The sequence below is a fragment of the Brevundimonas sp. genome (assembly GCF_041648055.1).
Lineage (GTDB): Bacteria > Pseudomonadota > Alphaproteobacteria > Caulobacterales > Caulobacteraceae > Brevundimonas.
In genome coordinates this window covers 1,067,224-1,091,676 of record NZ_JBAZPS010000001.1, presented here as the reverse complement: position 1 = coordinate 1,091,676, position 24,453 = coordinate 1,067,224, and the positions used below count along the sequence as shown (strand labels likewise).

21 protein-coding genes are annotated in these 24,453 nt (G+C 67.3%); 11 read left to right on the top strand and 10 right to left on the bottom strand.

What is annotated here, in order from left to right; genetic code table 11:
* Positions 1–25: 25 nt before the first annotated feature.
* The gene (gene murJ / locus WC585_RS05400; RefSeq protein ID WP_373256544.1) at positions 26–1,621 is read left to right on the top strand and encodes a murein biosynthesis integral membrane protein MurJ; all 1,596 of its coding nucleotides are present in this window, start codon (positions 26–28) and stop codon (positions 1,619–1,621) included.
* Positions 1,622–1,755: 134 nt separating this feature from the next.
* Positions 1,756–2,826: a tryptophan--tRNA ligase gene (gene trpS / locus WC585_RS05395; RefSeq protein WP_373256542.1), complete on the top strand. Its 1,071-nt coding sequence runs from the start codon at positions 1,756–1,758 to the stop codon at positions 2,824–2,826.
* Positions 2,827–2,829: 3 nt separating this feature from the next.
* On the opposite strand, the gene WC585_RS05390 is transcribed toward trpS, so the two are convergent.
* On the bottom strand, positions 2,830–4,221 hold the full coding sequence (locus WC585_RS05390; protein WP_373256541.1) for an RsmB/NOP family class I SAM-dependent RNA methyltransferase: 1,392 nt from the start codon (positions 4,219–4,221) through the stop codon (positions 2,830–2,832).
* Entirely contained in the window at positions 4,218–6,188 is a 1,971-nt protein-coding gene (locus tag WC585_RS05385) for a potassium transporter Kup (RefSeq protein ID WP_373256540.1), read from the bottom strand. Before WC585_RS05385 ends, WC585_RS05390 begins: the two co-directional genes overlap by 4 nt.
* A 172-nt stretch (positions 6,189–6,360) precedes the next feature.
* Between WC585_RS05385 and WC585_RS05380 the strand changes: the two genes are divergently transcribed.
* Positions 6,361–6,831, top strand: coding sequence for an Rrf2 family transcriptional regulator (locus tag WC585_RS05380; protein ID WP_373256538.1), 471 nt, complete (start codon positions 6,361–6,363; stop codon positions 6,829–6,831).
* Positions 6,832–6,838: 7 nt separating this feature from the next.
* Positions 6,839–7,651 (top strand): SDR family NAD(P)-dependent oxidoreductase, encoded by an 813-nt coding sequence (locus WC585_RS05375; protein WP_373256537.1) that lies wholly within the window; start codon positions 6,839–6,841, stop codon positions 7,649–7,651.
* 37 nt (positions 7,652–7,688) lie between these two features.
* On the opposite strand, the gene WC585_RS05370 is transcribed toward WC585_RS05375, so the two are convergent.
* On the bottom strand, positions 7,689–8,387 hold the full coding sequence (locus WC585_RS05370) for a MarC family protein (protein WP_373256536.1): 699 nt from the start codon (positions 8,385–8,387) through the stop codon (positions 7,689–7,691).
* A 98-nt stretch (positions 8,388–8,485) separates the two neighbouring features.
* On the opposite strand from WC585_RS05370, the gene pyrF reads away from it, so the two are divergent.
* On the top strand, positions 8,486–9,214 hold the full coding sequence (gene pyrF / locus WC585_RS05365) for an orotidine-5'-phosphate decarboxylase (RefSeq protein ID WP_373256534.1): 729 nt from the start codon (positions 8,486–8,488) through the stop codon (positions 9,212–9,214).
* A gap of 63 nt (positions 9,215–9,277) precedes the next feature.
* Here the strand turns inward: pyrF and WC585_RS05360 are convergent, their stop codons facing one another.
* Entirely contained in the window at positions 9,278–10,417 is a 1,140-nt protein-coding gene (locus WC585_RS05360; protein ID WP_373256533.1) for a hypothetical protein, read from the bottom strand.
* 136 nt (positions 10,418–10,553) lie between these two features.
* On the bottom strand, positions 10,554–10,814 hold the full coding sequence (locus WC585_RS05355) for a DUF1674 domain-containing protein (protein ID WP_373256532.1): 261 nt from the start codon (positions 10,812–10,814) through the stop codon (positions 10,554–10,556).
* Positions 10,815–10,890: 76 nt separating this feature from the next.
* Between WC585_RS05355 and htpX the strand changes: the two genes are divergently transcribed.
* On the top strand, positions 10,891–11,862 hold the full coding sequence (gene htpX, locus WC585_RS05350; protein WP_373256530.1) for a zinc metalloprotease HtpX: 972 nt from the start codon (positions 10,891–10,893) through the stop codon (positions 11,860–11,862).
* 3 nt (positions 11,863–11,865) lie between these two features.
* Here htpX and dapF read toward each other — a convergent pair whose 3' ends face one another.
* Positions 11,866–12,705: a diaminopimelate epimerase gene (dapF, locus tag WC585_RS05345; protein ID WP_373256529.1), complete on the bottom strand. Its 840-nt coding sequence runs from the start codon at positions 12,703–12,705 to the stop codon at positions 11,866–11,868.
* Positions 12,706–12,762: 57 nt separating this feature from the next.
* Between dapF and WC585_RS05340 the strand changes: the two genes are divergently transcribed.
* The 4 genes from WC585_RS05340 (at position 12,763) to WC585_RS05325 (ending at position 18,759) form a co-directional block, all read left to right on the top strand.
* Complete coding sequence (locus WC585_RS05340; RefSeq protein ID WP_373256528.1) at positions 12,763–13,578, top strand: potassium channel family protein; 816 nt, start codon at positions 12,763–12,765, stop codon at positions 13,576–13,578.
* Between the two features lie 116 nt (positions 13,579–13,694).
* A complete protein-coding gene (locus tag WC585_RS05335; RefSeq protein WP_373256526.1) occupies positions 13,695–15,905 on the top strand; it encodes a prolyl oligopeptidase family protein in 2,211 nt (736 codons plus the stop codon).
* 169 nt (positions 15,906–16,074) lie between these two features.
* A complete protein-coding gene (locus WC585_RS05330; protein WP_373256802.1) occupies positions 16,075–18,231 on the top strand; it encodes a prolyl oligopeptidase family protein in 2,157 nt (718 codons plus the stop codon).
* A gap of 105 nt (positions 18,232–18,336) precedes the next feature.
* Positions 18,337–18,759: a hypothetical protein gene (locus WC585_RS05325; protein ID WP_373256525.1), complete on the top strand. Its 423-nt coding sequence runs from the start codon at positions 18,337–18,339 to the stop codon at positions 18,757–18,759.
* A 304-nt stretch (positions 18,760–19,063) separates the two neighbouring features.
* Here WC585_RS05325 and WC585_RS05320 read toward each other — a convergent pair whose 3' ends face one another.
* From WC585_RS05320 to ftsY, 3 genes are all read right to left on the bottom strand, one after another.
* Positions 19,064–19,666, bottom strand: a complete 603-nt coding sequence (locus tag WC585_RS05320) for a MarR family winged helix-turn-helix transcriptional regulator (protein WP_373256524.1) — start codon at positions 19,664–19,666, stop codon at positions 19,064–19,066.
* Between the two features lie 72 nt (positions 19,667–19,738).
* Entirely contained in the window at positions 19,739–20,449 is a 711-nt protein-coding gene (locus WC585_RS05315) for a septation protein IspZ (protein ID WP_373256523.1), read from the bottom strand.
* 5 nt (positions 20,450–20,454) lie between these two features.
* The gene (gene ftsY / locus WC585_RS05310) at positions 20,455–21,390 is read right to left on the bottom strand and encodes a signal recognition particle-docking protein FtsY (RefSeq protein WP_373256522.1); all 936 of its coding nucleotides are present in this window, start codon (positions 21,388–21,390) and stop codon (positions 20,455–20,457) included.
* A gap of 118 nt (positions 21,391–21,508) precedes the next feature.
* On the opposite strand from ftsY, the gene WC585_RS05305 reads away from it, so the two are divergent.
* Complete coding sequence (locus tag WC585_RS05305) at positions 21,509–23,551, top strand: NAD(+) synthase (RefSeq protein ID WP_373256521.1); 2,043 nt, start codon at positions 21,509–21,511, stop codon at positions 23,549–23,551.
* A 1-nt stretch (position 23,552) separates the two neighbouring features.
* On the opposite strand, the gene WC585_RS05300 is transcribed toward WC585_RS05305, so the two are convergent.
* Positions 23,553–24,428, bottom strand: coding sequence for an alpha/beta fold hydrolase (locus WC585_RS05300; RefSeq protein WP_373256520.1), 876 nt, complete (start codon positions 24,426–24,428; stop codon positions 23,553–23,555).
* Positions 24,429–24,453 lie beyond the last annotated feature (25 nt).

Here is a 24,453-nt window from a genome sequence, read left to right as displayed (position 1 = left end):
AGGTCCGCGTTTTCGAGCCCCTGACATGAGCCTAGCCCGCAACACCCTCGTCCAGGCCTCCCTGACCCTGGGCAGCCGCATCCTGGGCTTTGCGCGCGACCTGGCTCTGTCGGCCCGCTTTGGCCAGGGGCCGATGATGGACGCCTTCACCACGGCCCTGATGCTGCCGAACATGTTCCGCCGCCTGTTTGCCGAAGGGGCCTTCGCCCAAGCCTTCGTGCCGGTCTATGGCGGGGTGCGCGCCCGCGAGGGCGACGAGGCGGCGGCCGTGACGGCGTCCGAGGCCATGTCCTTCATGCTGGCCGTGGTCGCGGCCTTCTGCATCCTTTTGCAGGTCCTGATGCCGTGGATCATGCCCTGGCTGCTGTCTGCCTATCAGGGCGACGAGGCCGTGCTGCGCGTGGCCGTGACCGCGACCCAACTCGCCATGCCCTATCTGGCCTGCATGACCGTGGCCTCGCTCCTGTCGGGCGTGCTGAACACGGCGGGCCGGTTCGCCCTGTCGGCGGCTGTGCCGATCTTTCTCAACCTGTGCACCCTGGCCCCGCTTTTGCTGGCCTATGTCCTTCCGGCCAGCCAGCCGACCGTCCTGCTGTGGGTGACGGCGGCGGTGACGGTGTCCGGCCTGATCCAGGCGGGCCTGCTGTGGTGGGGCGTCCGGCGGCTGGGTGTCACGCTGCGCCTGTCCTGGCCGCGTCTGACCCCCAATGTAAAGCGGGCCCTGGCTCTGGCCGTTCCCGGCGCTCTGGCCGGGGGGGCCATGCAGGTCAACTCCCTGGTCAGCCAGGTTCTGGCCGGTTCGGACGAAGGCGCACGCTCGGTGATCTACAATGCGGATCGTCTGTATCAGCTGCCCCTTGGCCTGATCGGCGTCGCCATCGGCCTGGCGCTGGTGCCGCGCCTGACTCGGGCCTTCGTCGCCGGAGATCATGAGGGCGGGCGCAAGACGCTGGACGATGGCATCACCCTGGCCATGGCCTTCACCCTGCCCGCCGCCGTGGCCCTGTTCGTCATTCCCTTCTTCATCATCGACGCCACCGTGACGCGCGGGGCCTTCACCAGCGCCGATGCGGCCCGCACGGCCGATGTCCTGCGCCAGTTCGCCTGGGGCGTGCCCGCGTTCGTCCTGGCCAAGGTCCTGACCCCGCCCTTCTTCGCGCGCGAGGATACCCGTCGCCCCATGATCTATGCCGTCTCGGCCGTGATCTTCACCATCGTGGTCGGCTCGGGGCTGTTCTTCTGGCTGTCCAGCCAGGGGATCGACGGCGTCCTGGGCCTGGCCATCGCCACGAGCCTGTCGGCCTGGATCAATGTCGCCCTGCTGGCGGGGACCCTGGTGCGCGAGAACGCCTGGCGACCGTCGCCCGCCTTCGTGTCGCGCATCGCCAGGGTGTTGCTGGCCAGCGCGGTCATGGCCGCCGCCCTGCTCGCCGCCGGCATCGGCTACGGGGCCCTGAGCCGGATATTCCTGGCCAAGGAGATCGCGGTTCTGGTGGTCTGCGGGGCCGGCATGGCTCTTTATGCCGTCTGCCTGTTCGTCTTCCGCGCCGTCACCCCGGCGGAGTTGAAGGCGGTGCTGCGCCGCGAACCGGGCGCGTCCGTCTCCTCCGGTCTGGACTGACCGGTGGCGAGGCGATAAGCGCGAGGCCATGACGATGCACGGACACCAGATGATCGACGGACGATGGCGCGGCTGAACGACGCCTGCGCCTGATCACACCCTGTTTGCCGCCTTTTCGTACCCGGACCTCCGTCATGACCGATACCGTAACCCCGACCGCGCCCCAGTCCGCGCCCCAGAACGCGCCTGCCTATGAAGGCCCCCGCCGTATCCTGTCCGGCATCCAGGCCTCCGGTGCCCTGCATCTGGGCAACTATCTGGGCGCTCTGAAGCGGTTCACCGAGCTCCAGGATCAGGGCGCGCCCTGCTTCCTGTTCGTGGCCGACATGCACGCCATCACCGTCTGGCAGGACCCCGCCAAGCTGGCGGACCAGACGCGGGAGATCGCCGCCGCCTATCTGGCCAGCGGCCTCGATCCCGCTCGCTCGATCATCTTCCCCCAGTCCGCCGTGCGTGCCCATGCCGACCTCGCCTGGGTGTTCAACTGCGTCGCCCGCCTGGGCTGGCTGGACCGGATGACGCAGTTCAAGGAGAAGTCAGGCAAGCACAAGGAGCGCTCCTCGGTCGGTCTCTACACCTACCCGGTGCTCCAGGCCGCCGACATCCTGCTGTACAAGGCTACAGAGGTGCCGACCGGCGAGGACCAGAAACAGCATCTGGAACTGACCCGCGACATTGCCGCCAAGTTCAACAATGACTTCGGCGTGCCCGGCTTCTTCCCCCTGCCCGAACCCCTGACCCAGGGACCCGCGCCGCGCGTGATGAGCCTGCGTGACGGCTCGGCCAAGATGAGCAAGTCCGACCCGTCGGACCAATCACGCATCAATCTGACCGACGACGCCGACACCATCGTGGCCAAGATCCGCAAGGCCCGCTCGGACGCCGACGTCCTGCCGGACACGCTGGAGGCCTTGAACGACCGGCCCGAGGCGAAGAACCTGGTGACCATCTATGCGGCCCTCGCCGACATGACCCGCGAACAGGTTCTGGCCCAGTACGCCGGTCAGGGCTTCGGAGCCTTCAAGCCCGCCCTGGCCGAGCGGGCCGTCGAGGCAATGGCTCCCGTCACCGCCGAAATGCGCCGCCTGATGGCCGACCCCGCCGAGATTGACCGCGTTCTGAAAGACGGGGCCGAACGCGCTTCGGCCATCGCCGATCCGGTGGTGGATGAGGTCAAGAAAATCGTTGGGTTCTGGCGGGCGTAGCCGCTAGGCGATTCGCTCCAGCCGCGCGACGAAGAAGCCGTCCAGGCCGCCCTTTTCCGCCCACATGGAGGGCAGGATGCGCAGCCAGCCTTCGGGGGTCAGGGCGTCTTCGGGCGCGCCGATATCGGCCGGCACGGCCGGCGTGGTGCGGAAGGCCGGGTTGCGGCGCAGGAAGGCGATGACCTGGGTCTCGCCCTCTTCGCGCTCCAGCGAACAGACGCAATAGACCAGACGCCCGCCCGGCTTGACCCGTTCGGCGGCGGCATCCAGCAGCCGGTGCTGCACGTCGGCCAGTTTGGCGACGTCGGCGGGCTTGGTGGCCCGCAGGACTTCCGGATTGCGACGGAAGGTCCCGGTGGCCGTGCAGGGCGCGTCCAGCAGGACGGCGTCAAAGGTGCGGTCGTCTTTCCAGTCCTCGGCCGGTACGGCGGCGACTTCGGCCTTCAGCTCCGTGCGGGCCAGGTTTTCGTGCAGCCGCTTCAGCCGCTGGGCCGAGCGGTCCAGGGCCACGACCGAGGCCCCGCTGGCCGCGATCTGCAGCGTCTTGCCGCCGGGCGCGGCACAGAAGTCGATGACCTGTTCTCCGGCCTTCGGGGCCAGCAGGCGGACAGGCACGGCGGCGGCGGCATCCTGCACCCACCAGACGCCGTCCTCGAAGCCGGGCCAGGTCGCCAGATCGCCGCGACGCCCGGTGCGGATCGTCCCGCCGGGAAGGATTTCCCCCTCCAGCGCCTCGGCCAGGGCCGCCTCGTCCAGGCCGGGCTTCAGGCTCAGATCCGTCGCCGGTTCCTCGCGCGCGGCCAGGGCCAGGCCGGCGACGGTCGCCTCGCCATAGGCGGCGCGCCAGCGGGCGATCAGCCATTCGGGCAGGTTGGATTCTGCCGTGGTCAGGCCGGGACCTTCGCGGTCGATGCCGCGCAGCACGGCATTGACCAGATTCTTGTAGGGCCGGGTCTTGGTGTCCCGCTCGGCCAGTTTGACCGCGGTGGAAACGGCCGCAAACGCGGGGGTCTCCAGCACCAGGGTCTGGGCCAGGGCGACCCTCAGGATGGTGCGCACGGCCAGCGGCGGGCCCTTCTGCAGCTTGCGATCTAGGATCTGGTCGATCTCGCCCAGTCGCCGCAGCGCCGCCATGGCGACGGCGCGCGCGAAGGCGCGGTCGGGGGCGGGCAGGGACGACACCTCGCGGAACGCCTGGGCCGCATCCATGCCGGCGCGGCCTTCCAGCGCCGCGTTCAGCAGGATGCCGGCGGCGACGCGGGCTTCCACCCCGATGTCGGCGGCCTCATCGCGTTCTTCCACGCGCGGGGCACGGGGCGGGCGGCTACCGGCGCGGGCCTTGTCGGCCATGCGGCGGCCCCGCGCCGAGGAACTGCGTCCGGTGGAGTCGCTCATACGGAAACCTGTGCGCCCAGCTCGACCACGCGGCCCGGCGGGATGTGGAAGAAGTCGGTCGGATTGGCCGCGTTACGGGTCAGGAAGATGAACAGCTTGTCCTGCCACAGCGGCATGCCGCGCGTCGCCGTGGCAATGACCGAGCGTCGTCCCAGGAAGAAGCTGGTCGACATGATGTCGAATTTCAGCCCCTGCTTGCGGCACAGGCCCAGCGCCTTGGGCACATTGGGCCGCTCCATGAAGCCGTAGGAGATGGTCAGCTTCTTGAAGTCCTCGGAAATGGGTTCGATGCGGACGCGGTCGGCCTCGCTCACGCGCGGGCGGTCGGTGGTGCGTACCGTCAGGATGACGTTCTTCTCGTGCAGCACCTTGTTGTGCTTGAGATTGTGCATCAGGGCCACAGGCGCAACGTCCGGATCGCTGGTGAGGAAGATAGCCGTACCCGGTGCCCGGTGCGGCGGACGCGCCTTCAGCATCTCGATCAGATCGACCAGTGGCAGGCTGTCCTTGCGCGTCTTGTTGGTCAGGATCTGCGTCCCGCGCACCCAGGTCCACATCAGCAGCAGAAGCCCGGCACCCAGCACCAGAGGGAACCACGCCCCTTGCGGGATCTTCAGCATGTTCGACGTCAGGAACACCAGGTCCAGCGCGACCAGCGGACTGATGACCAGCAGCGACAGCGGCAGGCTCCATTTCCACAGCTTGCGCACGATGAACCAGGCCAGAAGGCTGTCCACGAACATCGAGCCCGTCACCGCGATCCCATAGGCCGCAGCCAGGTTGGTCGAGGTCTGGAAGGTGACCAGCAGGGCCAGGACGCCGACCATCAGCATGGTGTTGATCGCCGGCACGAAGATCTGTCCCGCCTGGCTCTCGGACGTGTTGCGGATGTCGATGCGGGGCAGCAGGCCCAGCTGGACCGCCTGCTGGGTCACCGAGAAGGCACCCGTGATCACGGCCTGGGAGGCGATGACGGTGGCGATCGTGGCCATGATCAGCACCGGCCAGTAGGCCACTTCAGGCACCATCATCCAGAACGGATTTTCCGCTGCTGCGCGATTGTCCAGCACCAGGGCACCCTGGCCCAGATAGTTCAGCGTCAGACAGGGCAGAACCACCCACAGCCAGCCCAGCCGGATGGGCGATTTGCCGAAATGGCCCATGTCCGCATACAGGGCCTCGGCGCCGGTCACGGCCAGGAAGACGCTGCCCAGGATGACGAAGCCCAGAAAGCCGTTATCGAGCAGGAACAGCACACCATAGTGCGGCAACAGGGCCCGGATGATCGAGGGGTCATCGAAGATGTGATAGACGCCCAGCCCCGCCAGGATCAGGAACCACAGGGCCGTCAGGGGCCCGAAATACCGCGCCACACTGGCCGTGCCGCGCGACTGGATCATGAACAGGGCGATCAGTATGCCTGCGGCGATGGGCACGACATAGGGGGCGAAGCCCGGGCCGATGCCCGGCGCGTCGCGCAACCCCTCGACCGCAGAGACGACCGAGATGGCCGGGGTGATCACACCGTCGCCATAGAACAGCGCCGCGCCGCACACACCCAGGATGAAGATCAGGCCGGACCGGCGGCCAATGGCGTGCTGGGCCAGGGCCATCAAGGCCAGGGTGCCGCCTTCGCCCTTGTTGTCCGCCCTCATGAGGAAGAACACATACTTCAGGGTCACGACAAGGATCAGGGCCCAGAAGACCAGGGAGACGACACCCAGGATGGCCAGCTCGGCCGTGCCGCCGCTCTTGGAGTGATGAAGCGCCTCGCGCATCGCATACAGCGGGCTGGTGCCGATATCCCCGAAGACGACGCCGATGGCCCCGATGATCAGGCCCATCTTGCCGGCCTTCACATGGCCGCCCTCGCCCGCCGCCGCAGGGTGCGGATGCGCGGGCAGGGGATGTTTGTCGGTGGGGGTGGCGGGCGGGATGGCGTCTTTCGGCGCGCTGTCGTCACCCACGGGAAGAAGTCCCGGCCATGAGTATCCTCCGGGACGCCGCAGGATGCGGTTCCCATTGCAAGAGCGGCGAGCCTTTAGGCCCTTTCCACCGGCCGTTCAATCGTGCTGCACTTGCGAAGGTTCCGGCCCGTTTGTGAAACCCGCCCGTCGTGACTATCTTGTGTTTCACGCTATGTCAGACAGTCAACGATTCCCGGTCGCCGCCCACACCCTGGCCTATCTCGCTCACAAGGGCGCGTATGGGCCGGGCGAAGCCGCGCCCAGCGCCGTGCTGGCCGCCTCGGTGCCGACCAATCCAGTGGTGGTGCGGCGTGTGACCGCCCTGCTGGCCAAGGCGGGTCTGATCGCGACGCGGCCCGGAGCGTCCGGTGGGGCCTGGCTTCTGCACCGACCCGAAGACATCAGCCTGGATACCGTCCTGCGCGCCGTGAACGGCTGTGCCCACCTCGGTTCGCCGCCTGCCGGGGCCAAGGGCTGCCCGATCAGCGAGCACATCCCGCGCCAGGTCGCCAAGGCCCTGACCGCCGCCGACGAAGCCGCGGGCCACGCCCTGTCCAAGATCACCATCGCCGACCTGCTGGCCGAGAACCCGCCGTCACTGGCGGCCTATGCGCCGCATTCCTCCTGCCCCGTCGCGGCCTGACCGTTAGATGAGCCTGCCCTCCGCGCGACGCCCTGTGGTCCTGATCACCGGTGCGTCCGCCGGGATCGGCGCGGCCCTGGCACGGGTCTATGCCGAAAAGGGCTGGGACCTGATCCTGACAGCCCGGCGCAAGGGGCCACTGAATGAACTGGCCCAGGAACTGACCCGTTCGGGCGCGGCCTCGACCATTCTTGTGGAGGACCTGGCCGATGCCGAGGCACCCCGCCGCCTGTTCGATGCGGTCGCCGAGCGCGGATTGAACGTCGATGGGCTGATCAACAACGCCGGCTTCTCGCGCACAGCGGGCTTTCTGAACACCGATCCTGCGGACCATGCGGCCATGATCCGCGTCATGCTGACCGCCCCCATCGCCCTGGCCCGCCTGTTCGCGCCAGCCATGGTCGAGCGCGGCTATGGCCGTATCCTCAACGTCGCCTCCCTGGCAGGCCAGATGCCCGCGACCGGCGGCGACACCCTGTACGGCCCGATCAAGAGCTTCCTGATCAAGGCCTCGCAGGGCCTGCATCTGGAACTGGCTGGCACCGGCGTCCACGTCACCGCCCTGTGCCCCGGCTACACCTGGACGGAATTCCACGATGTCAACGGCACCCGGGCCGAGGTGTCCTCCGCCTATCCCGCCTGGATGTGGCAGACGGCAAAGCATGTGGCCGAGGTCGGCTATGCGGCCTGCGAGGCCAATCGGCCCAAGGTCACGCCGGGCGTCATGAACAATGTCATGGCGGGCCTGGCCAAACACCTGCCGGACGCCCTGGCGCTGAAGATGGTCGGCGGCCACGCCAAACGGCTGAAGCGCATCTGATCACCTCCCCATCGGCAACGCCGACGGGGAGGTGAGCTCAGTGCCCGCCGGACGGGTAGGGCGTGGTCACCAGCGAGCTGAACATCCCCGGCAGGGCCTCGCCCAGACCCATCAGGATGAACTGGATCGCGAGAGCGCACAGGATCAGGCCCAGCACCCGTACGATGATGGCCAGGCCGACCTCGCCCAGCACACGGCTGATCGGTCCGGTCAGGCAGAAGCACAGGAAGGACACGCCCGCCGCCGCCGCAATGGCGATCAGCGAGGCGGCGGCCCCAGCCGGCCCGATCTTCTGGGCCTCGCCCGCCTGGATGATGATGGCCGAGATGGCCCCCGGCCCGATCATCAGCGGAATGGCGAAGGGCACCACCAGACGCTGGAACCGGCGCTTGGCATAGCCGCGCACATCGGCCAGATCGCTGGCCGCATCCTTGTCGACGAAGGACGCCAGAAAGTCGTCCCGCGCCATGTCCAGCCCCAGGAACAGCAACAGGATGCCGCCCGCGATCCTGAACGCCGCCAGCGAGATTCCGAAGAACTGTAGCAGGCCCAGGCCACTGAAGAAGAAGAAACCCAGAAACACCGCCGCGAACAGGCAGATCAGGGCGGAGACCGAGACCCGCTGACGAAGGGAGGCCCCCGCCGTCGCCGCCGCGAAGATCGGCAGATTGCCGATCGGGTCCAGAAGCGCGAACAGCGTCACGAACAGGTTGACGCCCAGATCGACCGCGTCCATGTGCTGGCCTCGCCCTAATACGTTGATCCCCTCGCCGGTCCCCGACCGACGCGCGCGCTTGCGCCCGTCAGCCATAGCCGGTCAACCGGAGCCCGTCGATGACCTCTCGCCTTCTGACAGACGACAGACTGATCGTCGGCCTGGATCTGCCCTCCATCGAGGCGGCGCGGGCCATGGTCCGGACCCTGGGCGGCACCATCAGCGCCTACAAGATCGGCCTGACCCTGCTGGCCCGTCCCGGCGGGGTGGCCCTTGCCCATGAACTGCGCGACCAGGGCAAGACGGTGTTTCAGGACTGGAAGCTGCACGACATCGGCGCCCAGGTCGAAGGCGCGGCCCGTGCGGTGGCCGAGGGCGGCTGCGACCTGCTGACCGTTCATGCGGAGCCCCAGGTCATGCGCGGCGCCGTCAAGGGCCGCGACGCGGGCGGGTCATCGACGAAGATTCTGGCCGTCACCGTCATGACCAGCCTGTCGGACGCCGACCTGACCGAGATCGGCTATGGCTTCGACGCGACGGCCCTGGTCGAGCGGCGGGTGCGCCAGGCTCTGGACTGCGGCGTCGACGGCGTGGTCTCCAGCCCGCTGGAGGCGGCCCGTGTGCGCGAGATCGCCATCGAGGCCGGACGTCCGGACTTCCTGATCGTCACCCCCGGCGTGCGTCCCGTCGGGGCTGACAAGGGCGATCAGCAGCGCGTGGCCACCCCGGCCGAGGCGCTGACGGCGGGTGCCACCCATCTGGTCGTGGCCCGGCCCATCGTGGGCGCGGACAATCCCCTGCTGGCGGCATCGGCAATCGTGGAATCGATCGACGGCCTGATGCGCTGATCCGCGCATGAAGAAGGCCGGGATGCGCGTTGCACCCCGGCCTGTTCCTGATCGTCTGCGGTCCTAGCCGCGTTCGCCCGGCTCCTGGCGATAGTTGTGGCGCACCGGAGGCGGCGGGGGCGGAGGCGGGGGCGGCGGAGCGACCTCGCCTTGCAGACCATAGTACTGGTTCGGCGTCAGGGGCGCCTCATACTGGTGGCGCTCGATATAGACGTCGGGCTGCCGGACCTGAACGTCTGACTGGCGAACGTAGACGTCGGGCTGCTGGATGCGGACCTCGCGCTCCATGTGGACGCGCGGGGCCTCCATATGGACCTGCGGCGGGGCCAGGTGGACCTGCGGCTGAGGCACGTGAACCTCCGGCGCGGCCACATAGACGTCGGACGGCGCGACATGGACCTGTGAGGGTTCGACGTAGACCTGTGACGGCTCCACATAGACCTGGGCGGGCTGGACATAGACCGGCGGGGCCTGGACGTGCACGGGCGGGCCCTGAACATAGACTGGCGGCGACTGCACATACACCGGGGGCTGTTCGATATAGACCGGTGCGGGCTGGTAATGATAGCGATAGTCCTCGCGGTATTCCTCGCGGTAGCGGGGACGCTCGACATAGTGGCTGCCCGACGACCGCTCTTCATAGCGCTCCTCGTAACGGCTCTCGCTGTAGCCGTAGCGGCCGCCGCGCTGCTCATAGCCATAGCCGCCCGAGCAGGTGGTCGAACCGGGCTGCGGCCGACGGCCGAAGCCGCCCAGCACATAGCCATAGGGGCCGGTGCGGCAGGTCGAGCCGCGATAGGGCTCCTCGGCATAGACCGGGCCGCCGAAGGAACCACCGTAGCCGCCTTCGGAATAGCCGCCGCCCCCGCCGATGCTGGTGCCGCCATAGTTGGTGCCGCCGCGCACGCTGCGAACGTCATAGCTGCGGGCGTTCAGATAGCCGCGCGCGCCGCTGAAGCTGTTTGAGTTGGCATTCGCGTTCGCATTGGCGTTCGCATTGACGTTGTAGTTGAAGTTGCCGGTCGGGCGACCCGGATGACCACCGCCAGGGTGCCCGCCGCCGGGATGGCCGCCACCGCAGCTGTTGCAGCCGCCGCCTCCACCGGGATGTCCACCGCCACCGCGTGGGCCACCGGCCAGAACGGGCGTCGCCGCCATCAGCATCAGGACGGCGGCACCGGCCGCCACAGTAAGGTTTCGCATCGCACAGGCTCCAACTCAGGAGCCTGTCCTAGACAGGGTCGCCAGACGATTCTCGCGCTTGCACCCGGCGGGGGAAGCTGGGGTTATGGTTTCCCCCAGAGGCGTTGAATTTAACCTTGCCCGTTTACAGGTCGCCTCAGAAGTCGATCGCCAGACCCTTCTTCTCCCAGTCGCCATAGCGGGTCGGCTCGGGTCCGGTCGGCCCACCGTGTTCCGTCGCCAGATGGCGTTCCGCCTCGGCCGCGCGACGATCCGCCGCTTCCAGCAGGGCGCGCCGCGCGACCTCGCTCAAAGGCCGCTCCGGCGTCGCATGGGGCACGTCGGCATTGAAGACGGGGGCCGGCTGGTCGTCGTTGGCGACGTCGTTCGGCGCGGCAGGGGTGGGGTGATCGGTCACAGCGCGGGCTCTTGAGACAGGGCGTTCATGGCCGCACCTTAGCGGACTGCATCCGCAGTGCCCATGACGTGACCTTATGAACCACCTGAAGACCTTCATCCTGCTGGCCGTCCTGACCGCCCTCTTCGGCGGCCTCGGCTACATGATCGGTGGCGCGACCGGCATGATGATCGCGCTTGTCCTGGCGGGCGGCATGAACCTGATCAGCTACTGGAACGCAGACAAGATCGTGCTGAAGATGTATCGCGCCCAGCCGGTGGACGAACAACACCCCAATGCCGTGGTCCGCACCTATGTCGCTGATGTGGTCCAGATGGCGCGGGATGCGGGCCTGCCCCGTCCGATGATCGCCATCATCCCCAATGACCAGCCCAATGCCTTTGCCACGGGTCGCAATCCGGCCCACGCCGCCGTCTGTGCCACCACCGGACTGCTGGACCGGCTGACCCGCGACGAGATCCGGGGCGTGATGGCGCACGAACTGGCCCATGTGAAGAACCGCGACACCCTGACCATGACGGTGACCGCGACCCTGGCGGGCGCCATCGCGGCCCTGGCCAATTTCGCCCTCTTCTTCGGCGGCGGGGACGACCGCGAACGCCCCGGCGGCATCATCGGCACCCTTGCCCTGATGATCCTGGCCCCCATGGCCGCCGGCCTGGTCCAGATGGCCATCAGCCGCTCGCGCGAATACGAGGCCGACCGCGTCGGGGCCGAGATCGCAGGCGACCCTCACGCCCTGGCCGATGCCTTGCAGAAGATCGACAACCACGCCCGCGGCATCGTCAATACGACCGCCGAACGCAATCCGGCCTCGGGCCAGCTGTTCATCATCAATCCCCTGGCGGGGCGCGGGGCCGACAATCTGTTCTCGACCCATCCGGCGACGGGCAACCGCGTCAAGGCGCTGATGGAACTGGCGGCGAAAAGCGGTCAACGCCTTCGCCCGGCAGCGAGGGCCGTGCCTGCAAGCCGACCACCTGCTCGAACATCCACCACCACCAGCGTGCCGACGACCCCGCAGGCCCGCCGTGGGCCGTGGGGCTGACCCTCAAAGCGTCAGGTTGCCCGTGCGCTCGACCTCGACCGGCCCGGTCATGAAGACGTGGTCCGAAGCTTCGTCCCAGTCGATGTTCAGCATGCCGCCATCGACCTCGACCGCTGCATGCCTGCCGGTCAGCCGCCTCCGCGCTGTCGCCACCAGGGCCGCGCAGGCCCCCGTACCGCACGCCCTGGTCAGGCCCGCACCGCGCTCCCAGACTCTCAACCGGATGCGGTCCGGTGCGACCACATGGGCAAAGCCGACATTGACCCCTTCGGGGAACAGCGGGTGATGCTCGATCAGCGAGCCCGAGCCGCGCACAAAGCCGTCGTTCGGCGCATGGTCCATGAAGAAGACCACGTGCGGATTGCCCATCGAGACGGCCCCCGGCGTATGCAGCACCGGATCGTCGATCGGCCCGATCTGCAGCTCGATATTGCGGGTGTCCATCGCCTCGGCCAGCGGCACCTGGGTCCAGTCCAGTCGCGGCGGGCCCATGTCGACGCGGATCTGGTTCTCACCCTCGGCCCGCCAGGCGGTGGTCGGGCCGCCCAGGGTGTCGATCATCACACTGTCCTGACCCGTCGACTGCATCATCAGCCAGCCGACACAGCGCAGCGCATTGCCGCAGGTCTCGACCTGACTGCCGTCGGCATTCCACACCCGCATGAAGACGTCGGCCGTATCGCTGGGCTCCAGCGCGATCAGCTGGTCGCAGCCTTCGCCCGTCTCCCGGTTGGCGATCGCACGCACCTGATCTGCCGTCGGGGCGAACGGCGTCTCCAGCGCATTGACGACGACAAAGTCGTTGCCGGCACCGTTCATCTTGACGAAGGGGATCGTGACCATGTGCTCATATAGGAGAAATCATGGCGTTCGTCAGCGACCGTGCATAGGTTGCTGGCCATGACGAGCCGCGCCTCTCCCGACACTGAAACGCCGAAGCCGGAAGGCTGGCGCCTGCGCGCCCGTTTGCGGGCCCTTTATCACGGCTCGTCCCGCACGGCTGTACGGTTCCGCTTCAGCGTGCTGATCGTCGATCTGCTGATCGTCGCCTTCTTCATCGCGGCCCCGTTGCTGAAGAGCGAGGGCAGGCTGGTCTTCTATGTCATCGACTATGTGATCGCCGCGATCCTCACGATCGATCTGGCGGCGCGCGCCTATGCCTATTCCAATATCCGCGACTGGCTGAAAAAGCCCATTGTCTGGATGGACCTGTTCATCCTGGCGACCCTGCTGTTCCCGGCCTGGCTTTTCAATCTTGGCTTCCTGCGGGTGCTGCGGCTGTGGACCCTGGTCAATTCGGAGTTCTTCTGGCGCACCGTCGGACGACGCTATGACGACACGCGCATCGAGGATCAGGTCAAGGCCCTGACGGCTCTGGTGACCTTCGTCTTCGTGGCCACCGGCTTCGTCTACACCAGCTTCGTGGGCACCTATGAGGGCATGACCGGCTATATCGACGCCCTGTATTTCACCGTGACCAGCCTGACGACCACGGGCTATGGCGACATTCTTCTGCCCGGCAACTGGGGGCGGATCGTCTCCATCGTCATCATGCTGACGGGGGTGACCCTGTTCGTGCGTCTGGGCCAGACCCTGCTGCGTCCGCACAAGGTGCGCCATCCCTGCGATGTCTGCGGGCTTCAGGTCCATGACCCCGACGCCGTCCACTGCAAAGCCTGCGGCAACATCCTGTGCATTCCCGACGAGGGGCGCTGAGCGGCCTTCATGACAAAACGGTAACCTCCGCTTGCCGCGCCTTGCCGCGCGGGGGTCGGTCGTTAAGGTGCCGCCGCCGACTTATCGTGCCGACTTATCGTTCAGGGGACTGTCACATGATCCGCACTGCCGCGCTCGCCGCCCTTCTCGCTTCCACCGCTATTTCGAGCGCCGCCATGGCCCAAAGCTCCGACGTGACTGCCCCAGCACCCGCCGCACCGACCGCGACCGCCAGCGGCGGCTTCGCCACCTCCGACGCGACCGACCCCTATCTGTGGCTGGAAGAGGTCGAGGGCGACCGCGCCATGGACTGGGTGCGGGCCCACAATGAGGATTCCCTCGGCACGCTTCAGGGCGACCCCCGCTACCAGGCCCTGCACGATCAGGCGCTGGAGATCGTCCAGTCGCGCGACCGCATCCCGGCTCCCGGCTTCAACCACGACGGCACCGTCGACAACTTCTGGCAGGACGCCACTCATGTGCGCGGTATCTGGCGCACCACGACCCTGGACAGCTACCAGACCGCCGAGCCCCAGTGGGAAACCATCCTCGACATCGACGCCCTGGCCACGGCCGAGGGCAAGAACTGGGTTTACAAGGGCGCGACCTGCCTGCCGCCCGAAGAGACCCGCTGCCTCGTGAACCTGTCCGACGGCGGCAAGGACGCGGTGGTAGTCCGCGAGTTCGACCGCGCGACCCGCACCTTCGTGGACGGCGGCTTCAACCTGCCGGAATCCAAGGGCGGGGCCTCCTGGATCGATGCCGACACCCTTCTGGTCAGCCGCGACTTCGGCCCCGGCTCCCTGACCACCTCGGGCTATCCTATGATCGTCAAGGTGCTGAAGCGCGGCCAGACGATGGATCAGGCCACCACAGTCTTCACCGGCCAGCCGACGGACGTCTCCGTCTCGGGCTATGCCCTGCGCGATGCCGATGGCGTCATCCAGGCCACCCTGATCAATCGAGGCGTCAGCTTCTATGAGGGCGAGACCCACCGCCTGAACGCCGACGGCACGACGACCAAACTGGAGCTGCCCGCCAAGTCGAACATCAACGCCCTGGTCCAGGGCCAGCTGGTCGTCACCACCGATCAGGACTGGACTGCCCCCTCGGGTCAGGACTTCAAGACCGGCGACGTCATCGCCTGGGACCTGCAGCGCTGGCTGGCCGACCCGGCTACACCGGCCCAGCTGATCATCCGCCCGACCGAGCGCGAGGCCATCGAGGGCATCACCGCCACCCGCAACCGTCTGGTCGTGGCCCTGTACGAAAACGTGCGCGGCGGAGTCTATGTCTACGAGCCATCAGTACCAATCGATCACCTCGCCGATCAGATATGGACCCGTACCCGCCTGGACCTGCCCCAGAACGTCTCGGTCGGCGTCGGCTCGGCCTCGGAGCGTGATGACAAAATCTTCGTCAGCGTCACCGGCTATCTGAACCCGTCCAGCCTGTATCTGGCCGATGCGTCGACCGGCACGGCCGTGGTCAGCAAGTCCCTGCCCGCCAAGTTCGACGCCACCGGCATGACGGTGGATCAGTTCGAGGCCCGCAGCACCGACGGAACCATGATTCCCTATTTCGTCGTCCATAAGGGCGACATGGCCATGGACGGCTCCAATCCCACGGTCCTGTACGGCTACGGCGGCTTCCAGTCGTCGCTGCTGCCCGGCTATTCGGCCACGGTGGGCAAGCTGTGGCTGGAGCGTGGCGGGGTCTATGTCATCGCCAATACCCGCGGCGGCGGCGAGTTCGGCCCCCGCTGGCACCAGGCCGCCCTGCAGGAAAACCGCCAGCGCGCGCACGAGGATTTCCAGGCCGTCGCCCAGGACCTGATCACCCGCAACATCACCTCCCAGCCGCATCTGGGCATCATGGGCGGCTCGCAGGGCGGCCTGTTCATGGGGGCGATGCTGACCCAGCGCCCGGACCTGATCAACGCCGCCGTCATCCAGGTGCCTCTGTTCGACATGCTGCGCTTCCACAAGCTGCTGGCCGGGGCCAGCTGGATCGCGGAATACGGCAACCCCGACATCCCCGCCGAACGCGCCTGGATCGAACAGTATTCGCCCTATCAGCGCCTCGCCGCCGGCCAGCCCTATCCGGAAGTCTTCATCCACACCTCGACCAAGGACGACCGCGTCCACCCCGGCCACGCCCGCAAGGCCGCAGCCCGGCTGGAAGAGCTGGGCTATCCGGTGCTGTTCTATGAAAACGTCGACGGCGGCCACGGCGCCGCGGCCAACCTGCGCGAAACGGCGCGTCGCCTGGCGCTGGAATATACCTATCTGTCCCGCCGCCTGATGGACACGCCGGCGGAAGAGTAGGTTCAAAACTGTCCGCTCATCCCGGCGAAAGCCGGGACCCAGTGCTTTCGTCCTGGCACTGGCGGGTGGGATCATTTTCAGCGGGCGATCGGTAACACTCGTCGTCCAAAGATCTGGGTCCCGGCTTTCGCCGGGATGAGCGGAGTGGAATATCGTGATCAGACACCTCATGACCGGCGTGGCCTTCGCCGTGATCGCCAGCGTTGCCCACGCGCAAACACCACCCCCGCACATGCCCGCCGACCTGACCCCCGCCGGGGTCCGCGCCGCAGACGAGCATCTGGCGCAGGAACAGGTGGACGGGGCCGAGGCCATGGCCTTCGTCCGCGCCTCGAACGAGCGGGCGCTGGCCACCCTGACCGGCGACCCCCGTTACGAGCCCTTCCGCCAGCAGGCCGAGGCCATCCTGACCGCCACCGACCGCATCCCGGCCCCGTCCTTCTTGGGCGACGGCATCGGCAACTACTGGCAGGACGCAACCAATCCCAAGGGCCTGTGGCGGCGCACGACCCTGGACGGTTACCGCTCCGCAGACACGCCGTGGGAAACCCTGATCGACCTGGACGCCCTGTCCCGCGCCGAGGGCAAGGACTGGGTCTGGAAGGGCTCCAACTGTCTGGCCCCCGACGAGACCCGCTGCCTCATCAGCCTGTCGGACGGCGGCAAGGACGCCGTCGTGGTGCGCGAGTTCGACACCACCACCAAGGCCTTCGTGGAAGATGGCTTCATCCTGCCCGAGGGCAAGCACCGCATCAGCTGGCTGGACCGGGACACACTTCTGGTCGCCACCGACTTCGGCGACGGCACCCTGACCGAGTCAGGTTATCCTTACATCGTGAAGTCGCTCTCGCGCGGCCAGACGCTGGACCAGACGACCGAGGTCTATCGCGGCGACGTCTCGGACGGCGGCTATGGTGTCAGCCCCTCCGTCTATCGCGACAAGACCGGCGTGGTCGAAGCGGTGATCATCAGCCGCCCGCTCGACACTTATCGGTCGGAGACGTGGCGGGTGGTGGATGGACAGGTCGTGCGCCTGAACCTGCCGGAGCGGGTGTCGGTTTACGGGGCGCTTCACGGTCGGCTGATCTTCTCGAACGATGAGGCGTGGAAGCTTCATTTTCGCGATTATCCGGCGGGCTCGCTTATCGCGGCACCTCTCACTGTCCTGCGGCCCAGAACCCGCAGCGAACCCCCGATCACACCAGGCACCGACGTCGGCCTGATGGTCTGGGACGTCTACCTCCCCGGTGATCGCCAATCGCTGCAGGAGGTCGAGATCGCAGGTGACTCCCTGGCCGTGGTCATTTCGGACAACGTTTCCAGCAAGCTCATGCATTTCGAACTCCGCGGAAATCTCTGGGGCGGAACACCGATGCCTGTGCCGGAGAACGTCTCTGTGCATTTGGGTGACGCCTCCAAGGCGACGGGCATGTTTTTCTATACGGTCGAGGGCTTCCTGACGCCGGCGACACTCAACATCGCGAACGCGCCGACCGGACAGGCCCAGACTCTGCGGACCGCCCCCGCTCGCTTTGACGCCTCGACCCACATTACCGAACAGTTCGAGGCCACCTCGGCAGACGGCGTGAAGATCCCTTATTTCGTCACCCGCCCGCGCGACCAGTCCGGCCCGGCCCCGACGATCCTGTTCGGCTATGGTGGTTTCCAGGTCAGCTTCCCGCCCGCCTACAAACCCGAGATGGGCAAGCTGTGGCTCGAAAACGGCGGCGTCTTCGTCCAGGCCAATATCCGCGGCGGCGGCGAGTTCGGCCCGGCCTGGCACCAGGCGGCCCTGAACGAGAACCGCCAACGGTCGTTCGACGACTTCGCCGCCGTCGCCCGCGATCTGGAAACGCGCGGCATCACCACGGCGCGTCGCCTCGGCATCTATGGCCGCTCCAATGGCGGGGTCCTGACCTCGGTGACCCTGACCCAGCACCCCGAGCTGATCAATGCGGCGGTGATCGAAAGCCCTCTGGTCGACATGCTGCGTTATCACGAGCTGCCCGCCGGGGCCTCCTGGATCGGCGAATACGGCGACCCGCGCATCCCCGAGGAAGCCGCATGGATCGCCGCCTATTCCGGCTATCAGAACCTGCGCGAGGGGGCGAACTATCCGCGCGTCTACATCACCACCAACACCCGCGACGACCGCGTCCACCCCGGCCACGCCCGCAAGCTGGCCGCGCGCCTGGGCGACATGGGCTATGACCACCTGTATTTCGAGGATACCGCAGGCGGCCACTCCAACGACGCCGACCCCGTCGCCAACGCCCGCCGCTGGGCCCGCCACTATGTCTATCTGGCCCAGCAGCTGATGGACTGACCGGACCGCCGCGCCCTCTCGAAACAGGGGCGCGGTCCTTCGGTTCGGCTTGACCGGGCAGGCGATCTCGCACAGCGTCGCAGCCGTGTCTGAGGGGGCCATCGCATGAAATCGAATATCGCGCTGATCGTCGTTGGCAGCCTTTTGCTGGCCGTGGTGGCTGTCATCGCCTGGCTGCTGGCGCGGTTCGAACTGGGCGGGATCTATCCCTGGGACCTGTTCCTGGGCAGCAGCATCGTCATGCAGCTCTGCATCATCCTGGCCGTCGGCGGCGGTCTGGGGGGCATCATCGGTGCCCTGACCCGTGTGGGACCGCTCCTCTGGATCGGTGCCGGTGCGGCCGTCCTGTTCGGCGTCCTGGGTGGGCTTTACGGAGAGATGACGACCCAGGCGGCGCTCGCCTATGTCGGAAGCCCTGTCGGCCTCGAGGTCACGGCCCCCAGCCGTATCGAAAGCCTGGCCAGCGTCGGCTGCGGTCTGGTGATGGCCTTCATCGCCTTGGCCATCCGTCGTCTGAGCCCGCGTTAGGCCCGCAAAAACAGGTCATTGTGGAGACAGATACTGCCGCCCTTCTCGACCCCTGATGCGCCCTTCCGGACCTTTGCCGGCTCCGGCCTTCGCCAGTTTCCTCAGCATGCGCCGAGCCCGTGGTAAACTGCGTCATGCGCGGTCCCTGAAGGCCGCCCTGACAGGCTTTCCGGTCTTTGACAGTTTCAGCTCCGCTCCCGACCGCCCCCAGGTCGCACGCGATCATGCGCACAGGCGACAGGTTCAGGACGTCCGTGTCTCGCCTCGAAAACGCAATGGAGACACTGGACCCGGCGGGGACGGGTCAGGCGGCGAGGGCGGCCTTGGCCTTCTTGGCCTTGGCGGGCTTGTCCGCCTTGGCCGGCTTCTCGCCCTTGCGGGCCAGTTTCTCGGCCTTCCTGGCTTCGCGGGCGGCCTTCTTGGCGGCGCGGGCCTCGGCCTTGGCCTTGTCTGGGGCGGCGTCGGCCTCTCCGGCCAGCTCAGCCAGCAATCCCAGGAAGCCGTCGCGCTTGCCCTTGGGCAGCAGGGCCATGATGCGTTTGTCGGCGGCCTCGACGCGCGGGCGGGCAGCGTCCAGCGCCTCCTGCCCCTTGGGCGACAGGCGCACGGCCTTGGCGCGGGCGTCGATGCTGGACTTCTCGCGGTCCAGCAGGCCCTTCACCGTCATGCGCGACACCAGGTCCGCCAGGGTCGAGCGGTCGATGCCTGTGGCGCGAACCAGATCGGTCTGGGTCAGGCCCGACTTCTGCGACACGGCCTCCAGCACCGCGAACTGGCGCTGTGTCAGGCCGTCGGCACCGGCTTCCTCGGAATAGATGTCCAGCGCCAGTTGCAGCACACGGTGCATCAGATGACTGGGCGAGGCCGAGAGGCCACCGCGTTTGGACTTGTTGCCGGACTTGACCATGAAACCGTATCCCCTGCGGTTGCCGGAAGGCTTAGCAGCCGCGTTTTACGGTTTGACGACGGACGAAGATTCTTACGGTCCGGTGTCGGGTTCGGCCGGAGCCATCGGATCGACGGGTTTATCTGCCGCGGTCAGATTGCCCATGATCAGCGGGATCTGTGACAGGCCGAATACGGACGATGCGATCCACAGCACGCCCCGGAAACTGACCCAGACATCCGCCGGGTCCAGATGACCCAGGCCGATGCGCGGCGCGACTATGGCGACCAGCGCCTCGCTGCGCACCGCCTCGTTGACGATCGCCACGGTCAGGAAATACAGGCCGTATCGCAGGGTCAGGGTCCGCCAGGCCCGATCGTTGATCGGAATGACGGTCCCCAGCAGCGCCTTCAGCGGCTGTTTGTGCAGCAGGTAGCCACCCAGCAGGGCCACGGCCAGGCCGCCGTTCAGCGCCGTGACCTTGATCTTGACCCACAGGCCGTCGCCGGTCAGCAGCGTCAGCAGGCCGAACACCAGGGCGAACCCGCCGACCAGCAGTGGCATCAGCGCCAGTCGCTTCTCGACCACCAGCCCGACCACCACCGCCACGGCCGAGCCCGCCACCAGGGCCCAGGTCGCATTGACCAGGGCCTCGTCCCCGCTCATCCCGCGCAGACGCAGCACCAGAAAGGCCAGGCCGAACGCCAGCAGGCCGCCGAAATCCACCGCCTGACGCAGGCCGGAGTTCTTCTCGCCCTGGGGCGGGGTCGGATCCAGTTCGGGCGCGGTGTCGGTCTCGGTCATGCGGCTCAATCTTCCAGTCCCACCAGCGACCTTGAAAAGGCCCGGGCGTCGAAGGGTTGCAGGTCATCGACGCCCTCGCCGACGCCGATCAGCTTGATGGGCGCATCCGACGCCTGGGCCACGGGCACCAGGACGCCGCCGCGCGCCGTGCCGTCCAGCTTGGTCATGACCACGCCGGAGACATAGGCCGTCCGCCCGAAGATCTTCTCCTGCTCCAGCGCATTGCGCCCGACCGTGGCGTCCAGCACCAGCAGGGTCTCGTGCGGAGCCTCCGGGTCGATCTTCTTGATGACGCGCACGATCTTCAGCAGTTCGTCCATCAGGGCGGACTTGTTCTGCAACCGCCCGGCGGTGTCGATCAGGACCACGTCATACCCCTCGGCCTTGGCCTTGGTGTAGGCGTCGAAGGCCAGGCCGGCGGGATCGGCCCCGTCCCGGCGGCTCTCGAAGGTCGCGCCCGCCCGCTCGGCCCAGACCTTCAGCTGTTCGCGCGCCGCGGCCCGGAAGGTGTCGCAGGCTACAATCATGACCCTGGCCCCCTGACCGGTCAGGTCCGAGGCGATCTTGCCCAGGGTCGTCGTCTTGCCAGAGCCGTTGACCCCGACGAACAGGGTCACGAAGGGCCTGGGCCCGCCCAGCGGCTCATAGCGGGCCTGGTGGTTGATCAGTTCGGCCGCCACAGCCTCGGCCAAGGCCTCCTTGACCTCGCGCTCGTCGGCCCCCTTGCCGAAGCGTAAGTCCCGGAACCGCTCGACGATCCGGTCGGTCGCGGCAGGACCCAGATCGCTCTCCAGCAGATGCTCCTCGAGCTGTTCCAGAGCGGTCTCGGACAGCGGCTCCTTCACGAAGGAGGCGACGACCTGATCGGTCATCTGCTTGGAGGAGCGGCTCAGCCCCTCGCTCAGGCGCGAGAGCCAGCCCTTTTTCGGCGTATCGTTCATCCAGCGGGTTTAGCGGGGTGGGACCGGCGCGTCATCTGCTCAATCCGCCTGCGGTGCCTGAAGCCAAGTCAGAGGATGACGGTGTCGGGACGGGGCGTTAGACTGAGGCACGCTCAGGATGCCGCCCTTGCCCCACGCCTTCCACTCCGCCCGCACCCACGGCTTCGTCCGCGTCGCCGCCGCCACGCCGGTGGTGCACACCGCCGATCCCGTGGCCAATGCCGAGGAACACGTGGCCCTGATCCAGCAGGCGGGCGAACAGGGCGTGGACCTGATCGTCTTTCCCGAACTGAGCCTCAGCGGCTATGCCATCGACGACCTGCTGATGCAGGACGCCCTGCTAGCCGAGGTCGAACGCCAGATCGCCGTCCTGGCCGAGGCGGCGGACGAGGCCTGTTTGGTCGCCGTGATCGGAGCACCGGTGCGAAGTGGCGACGCCCTGTTCAACTGCGCCGTCGTGCTGGGCTCGGGCTCGGTACTGGGTGTCGTGCCCAAGACCTATCTGCCCAACTATCGGGAATACTACGAGAAACGCTGGTTCGCCCCGGCCGCCAGCCGATCCGAAGACACGGTCCTGCTGAACGGCGAAACGGTCGATTTCGCCCCCGGCCTGATCTTCGAGGCGGTCGACCGGCCCGGCTTCGTCTTCGCCGCCGAAATCTGCGAGGACTTCTGGGCCCCCCAGCCGCCCTCGACGCGGGCGGCGCTGGCCGGGGCACGCATCCTGCTGAACCTGTCGGCCTCCAACATTGTGATCGGCAAGGCGGACGAACGGGCCGTGCTGTGCGCCAGCCAGTCTATGCGGGCCCAATGCGCCTATGTCTTCACCGCCTCCGGCTGGGGCGAAAGCACGACCGACCTGGCCTGGGACGGGCAGGCGACGATCCATGAGCTGGGCGCGAAACTGGCCGAGGGTGAGCGGTTCGCGCTTGAGAACCATCTGACGACGGCCGACATCGACGTCGAGCGCATCGGCCTGGACCGCCTGCGTAACGGCACCTTCGCAGACTGTGCGCGACTGGAAGGCGAGCCCGCCACCGTCGTGCCATTCGAGACGAGCGGGCGCGAAGGCGTAGCCGATCTGATTCGCCCTCTGGATCGCTTCCCCTTCGTGCCCGACGACCCGGCGCGTCTGGATCAGGACTGTTTCGAGGCCTTCAACATCCAGGTCCAGGGCCTGATGCGCCGGCTGAAGGCGACAGGTTCGAAGACCCTGATCATCGGGGTGTCGGGCGGTCTGGATTCGACCCAGGCCCTGCTGGTCGCCTGCCGCGCCTTCGACCGGATGGGCCTGCCGCGCACGGGCATTCTGGGCTTCACCATGCCCGGCTTCGCGACGTCGGAGGGCACCAAGTCCAACGCCTGGGCGCTGATGAAGGCGCTGGGCATCACGGGTGCCGAAATCGATATCCGCCCCGCCGCCGAGCGGATGCTGAAGGACATCGGCCACCCCTATGCCGCGGGCCAGCCGGTCCACGACATCACCTTCGAGAATGTGCAGGCCGGTCTGCGCACCGACTATCTGTTCCGTCTGGCCAATCAGCACGGCGGCCTGGTGCTGGGCACGGGCGACCTGTCGGAACTGGCTCTGGGCTGGGCCACCTATGGCGTCGGCGACCACATGAGCCACTACAACGTCAATGGCGGCGTGGCGAAGACCCTGATCCGGCACCTGATCCGCTGGGTCGCGGCGCGCGAGCACGAAGGCGCAGCGGGCGAGGTGCTGCAGGCCATTCTGGACACCGAGATTTCGCCCGAACTGGTCCCGGCCAAGGACGGCCAAATCCAGTCGACGGAGGCGACCGTCGGCCCCTATGCGCTCAACGACTTCTTCCTATTCTACATCACCCGCTTCGGCCTGAAGCCGTCCAAGGTGGCGTATCTAGCGCATCAGGCGTGGAAGGATGCCGCGACGGGACACTGGCCCGCGAACACTCCGGACGACGAAAAGGTCGAATACGATCTGGCCACCATCAAGGGCTGGCTGCGCAAATTCCTGATCCGCTTCTTCCAGACCAGCCAGTTCAAACGGTCCGCCCTGCCCAACGGACCCAAGGTCGTCACCGGCGGCTCTCTGTCCCCGCGCGGCGACTGGCGAGCCCCGTCCGACGCCACGGCCCGCGTCTGGCTGGACGAGTTGGACGCCAACGTGCCGGACTAGGTCAGGGAAGCTCGCTCAGGAACGGGAACAGCGCTTCTTTCACTGCCGGCTCATCTAGCATGGGTGCATGTCCCACGCCAGGGACTTCGACATAGTCCATCTTCGGTGCCCGCTTGCGCATTTTGGCGACAATTTCCGGGCTGAGCAGGTCGGAGGTTTCGCCCCGGATCAGCAGCACCTGCCGTCCGCGCGTCAGTCGTCCGAACATCGGCCACAGATTAGGGACCAGGGCCTTGGCTCCGGCCGCCCGGATCGGCACGGCAATGTCGGGGTCATAGTCGGGAACCGGCGTGCCTTCGGTGCCGATGCGGAAGGTGCGGCGGGCGAAGGCCTCCCAGTCCGCGTCGGTATAGTGCGGGAAGGCGACGTCGTTCAGCCGCCTGGCATGGGCGGCGGCATCGGCCCAGCTATGAATTTCGACCGCCTGCCCGGCGTAGCTGGCGATGCGAGCCAGTCCCACAGGCGAGACTTCCGGCCCTATATCATTCAGGATCGCCCCGGCGACAACCTTTGAGCGGATCGCTGCGATGGCCATGGTGATCAGCCCACCCATGGAGGTGCCAATGAAGACCGCCCGTTCGATGCCTAGCGCCGACATCAGGGCCAGCACGTCCTGGGCATAGGTCGCGGGCTGATAGGTCATGGGGTCAGTCGCGCGATCGGAACGCCCCCGGCCGCGGACGTCGACGGCCAGGACGCGGCGTCCGGCCAGGGCGATCTGCGGCGCGATGACTTCAAAGTCCGCCGCATTGCGCGTCAGGCCGTGGATGGCGATGACCGGCAGCCTGGCCTGACCGGCCACGGCGGCATAGTCACGGGCCGACAGATCGAGGCCGTCGGCGCTTTTCCAGCGGCGTTCGACGAAGTTGGAAGGCATGGCAGGCTCCGTGTGCGTTCGGCAC

Coding starts and splice junctions, on each gene's coding strand:
- murJ (WP_373256544.1), top strand. CDS start 26: ATGAGCCTAGCCCGCAACACCCTCGTCCAGGCCTCCCTGACCCTGGGC.
- trpS (WP_373256542.1), top strand. CDS start 1,756: ATGACCGATACCGTAACCCCGACCGCGCCCCAGTCCGCGCCCCAGAAC.
- WC585_RS05390 (WP_373256541.1), bottom strand. CDS start 4,221: ATGAGCGACTCCACCGGACGCAGTTCCTCGGCGCGGGGCCGCCGCATG.
- WC585_RS05380 (WP_373256538.1), top strand. CDS start 6,361: ATGTCAGACAGTCAACGATTCCCGGTCGCCGCCCACACCCTGGCCTAT.
- WC585_RS05375 (WP_373256537.1), top strand. CDS start 6,839: ATGAGCCTGCCCTCCGCGCGACGCCCTGTGGTCCTGATCACCGGTGCG.
- WC585_RS05370 (WP_373256536.1), bottom strand. CDS start 8,387: ATGGACGCGGTCGATCTGGGCGTCAACCTGTTCGTGACGCTGTTCGCG.
- pyrF (WP_373256534.1), top strand. CDS start 8,486: ATGACCTCTCGCCTTCTGACAGACGACAGACTGATCGTCGGCCTGGAT.
- WC585_RS05360 (WP_373256533.1), bottom strand. CDS start 10,417: ATGCGAAACCTTACTGTGGCGGCCGGTGCCGCCGTCCTGATGCTGATG.
- htpX (WP_373256530.1), top strand. CDS start 10,891: ATGAACCACCTGAAGACCTTCATCCTGCTGGCCGTCCTGACCGCCCTC.
- dapF (WP_373256529.1), bottom strand. CDS start 12,705: ATGGTCACGATCCCCTTCGTCAAGATGAACGGTGCCGGCAACGACTTT.
- WC585_RS05340 (WP_373256528.1), top strand. CDS start 12,763: ATGACGAGCCGCGCCTCTCCCGACACTGAAACGCCGAAGCCGGAAGGC.
- WC585_RS05335 (WP_373256526.1), top strand. CDS start 13,695: ATGATCCGCACTGCCGCGCTCGCCGCCCTTCTCGCTTCCACCGCTATT.
- WC585_RS05330 (WP_373256802.1), top strand. CDS start 16,075: ATGACCGGCGTGGCCTTCGCCGTGATCGCCAGCGTTGCCCACGCGCAA.
- WC585_RS05325 (WP_373256525.1), top strand. CDS start 18,337: ATGAAATCGAATATCGCGCTGATCGTCGTTGGCAGCCTTTTGCTGGCC.
- WC585_RS05320 (WP_373256524.1), bottom strand. CDS start 19,666: ATGGTCAAGTCCGGCAACAAGTCCAAACGCGGTGGCCTCTCGGCCTCG.
- WC585_RS05315 (WP_373256523.1), bottom strand. CDS start 20,449: ATGACCGAGACCGACACCGCGCCCGAACTGGATCCGACCCCGCCCCAG.
- ftsY (WP_373256522.1), bottom strand. CDS start 21,390: ATGAACGATACGCCGAAAAAGGGCTGGCTCTCGCGCCTGAGCGAGGGG.
- WC585_RS05305 (WP_373256521.1), top strand. CDS start 21,509: ATGCCGCCCTTGCCCCACGCCTTCCACTCCGCCCGCACCCACGGCTTC.
- WC585_RS05300 (WP_373256520.1), bottom strand. CDS start 24,428: ATGCCTTCCAACTTCGTCGAACGCCGCTGGAAAAGCGCCGACGGCCTC.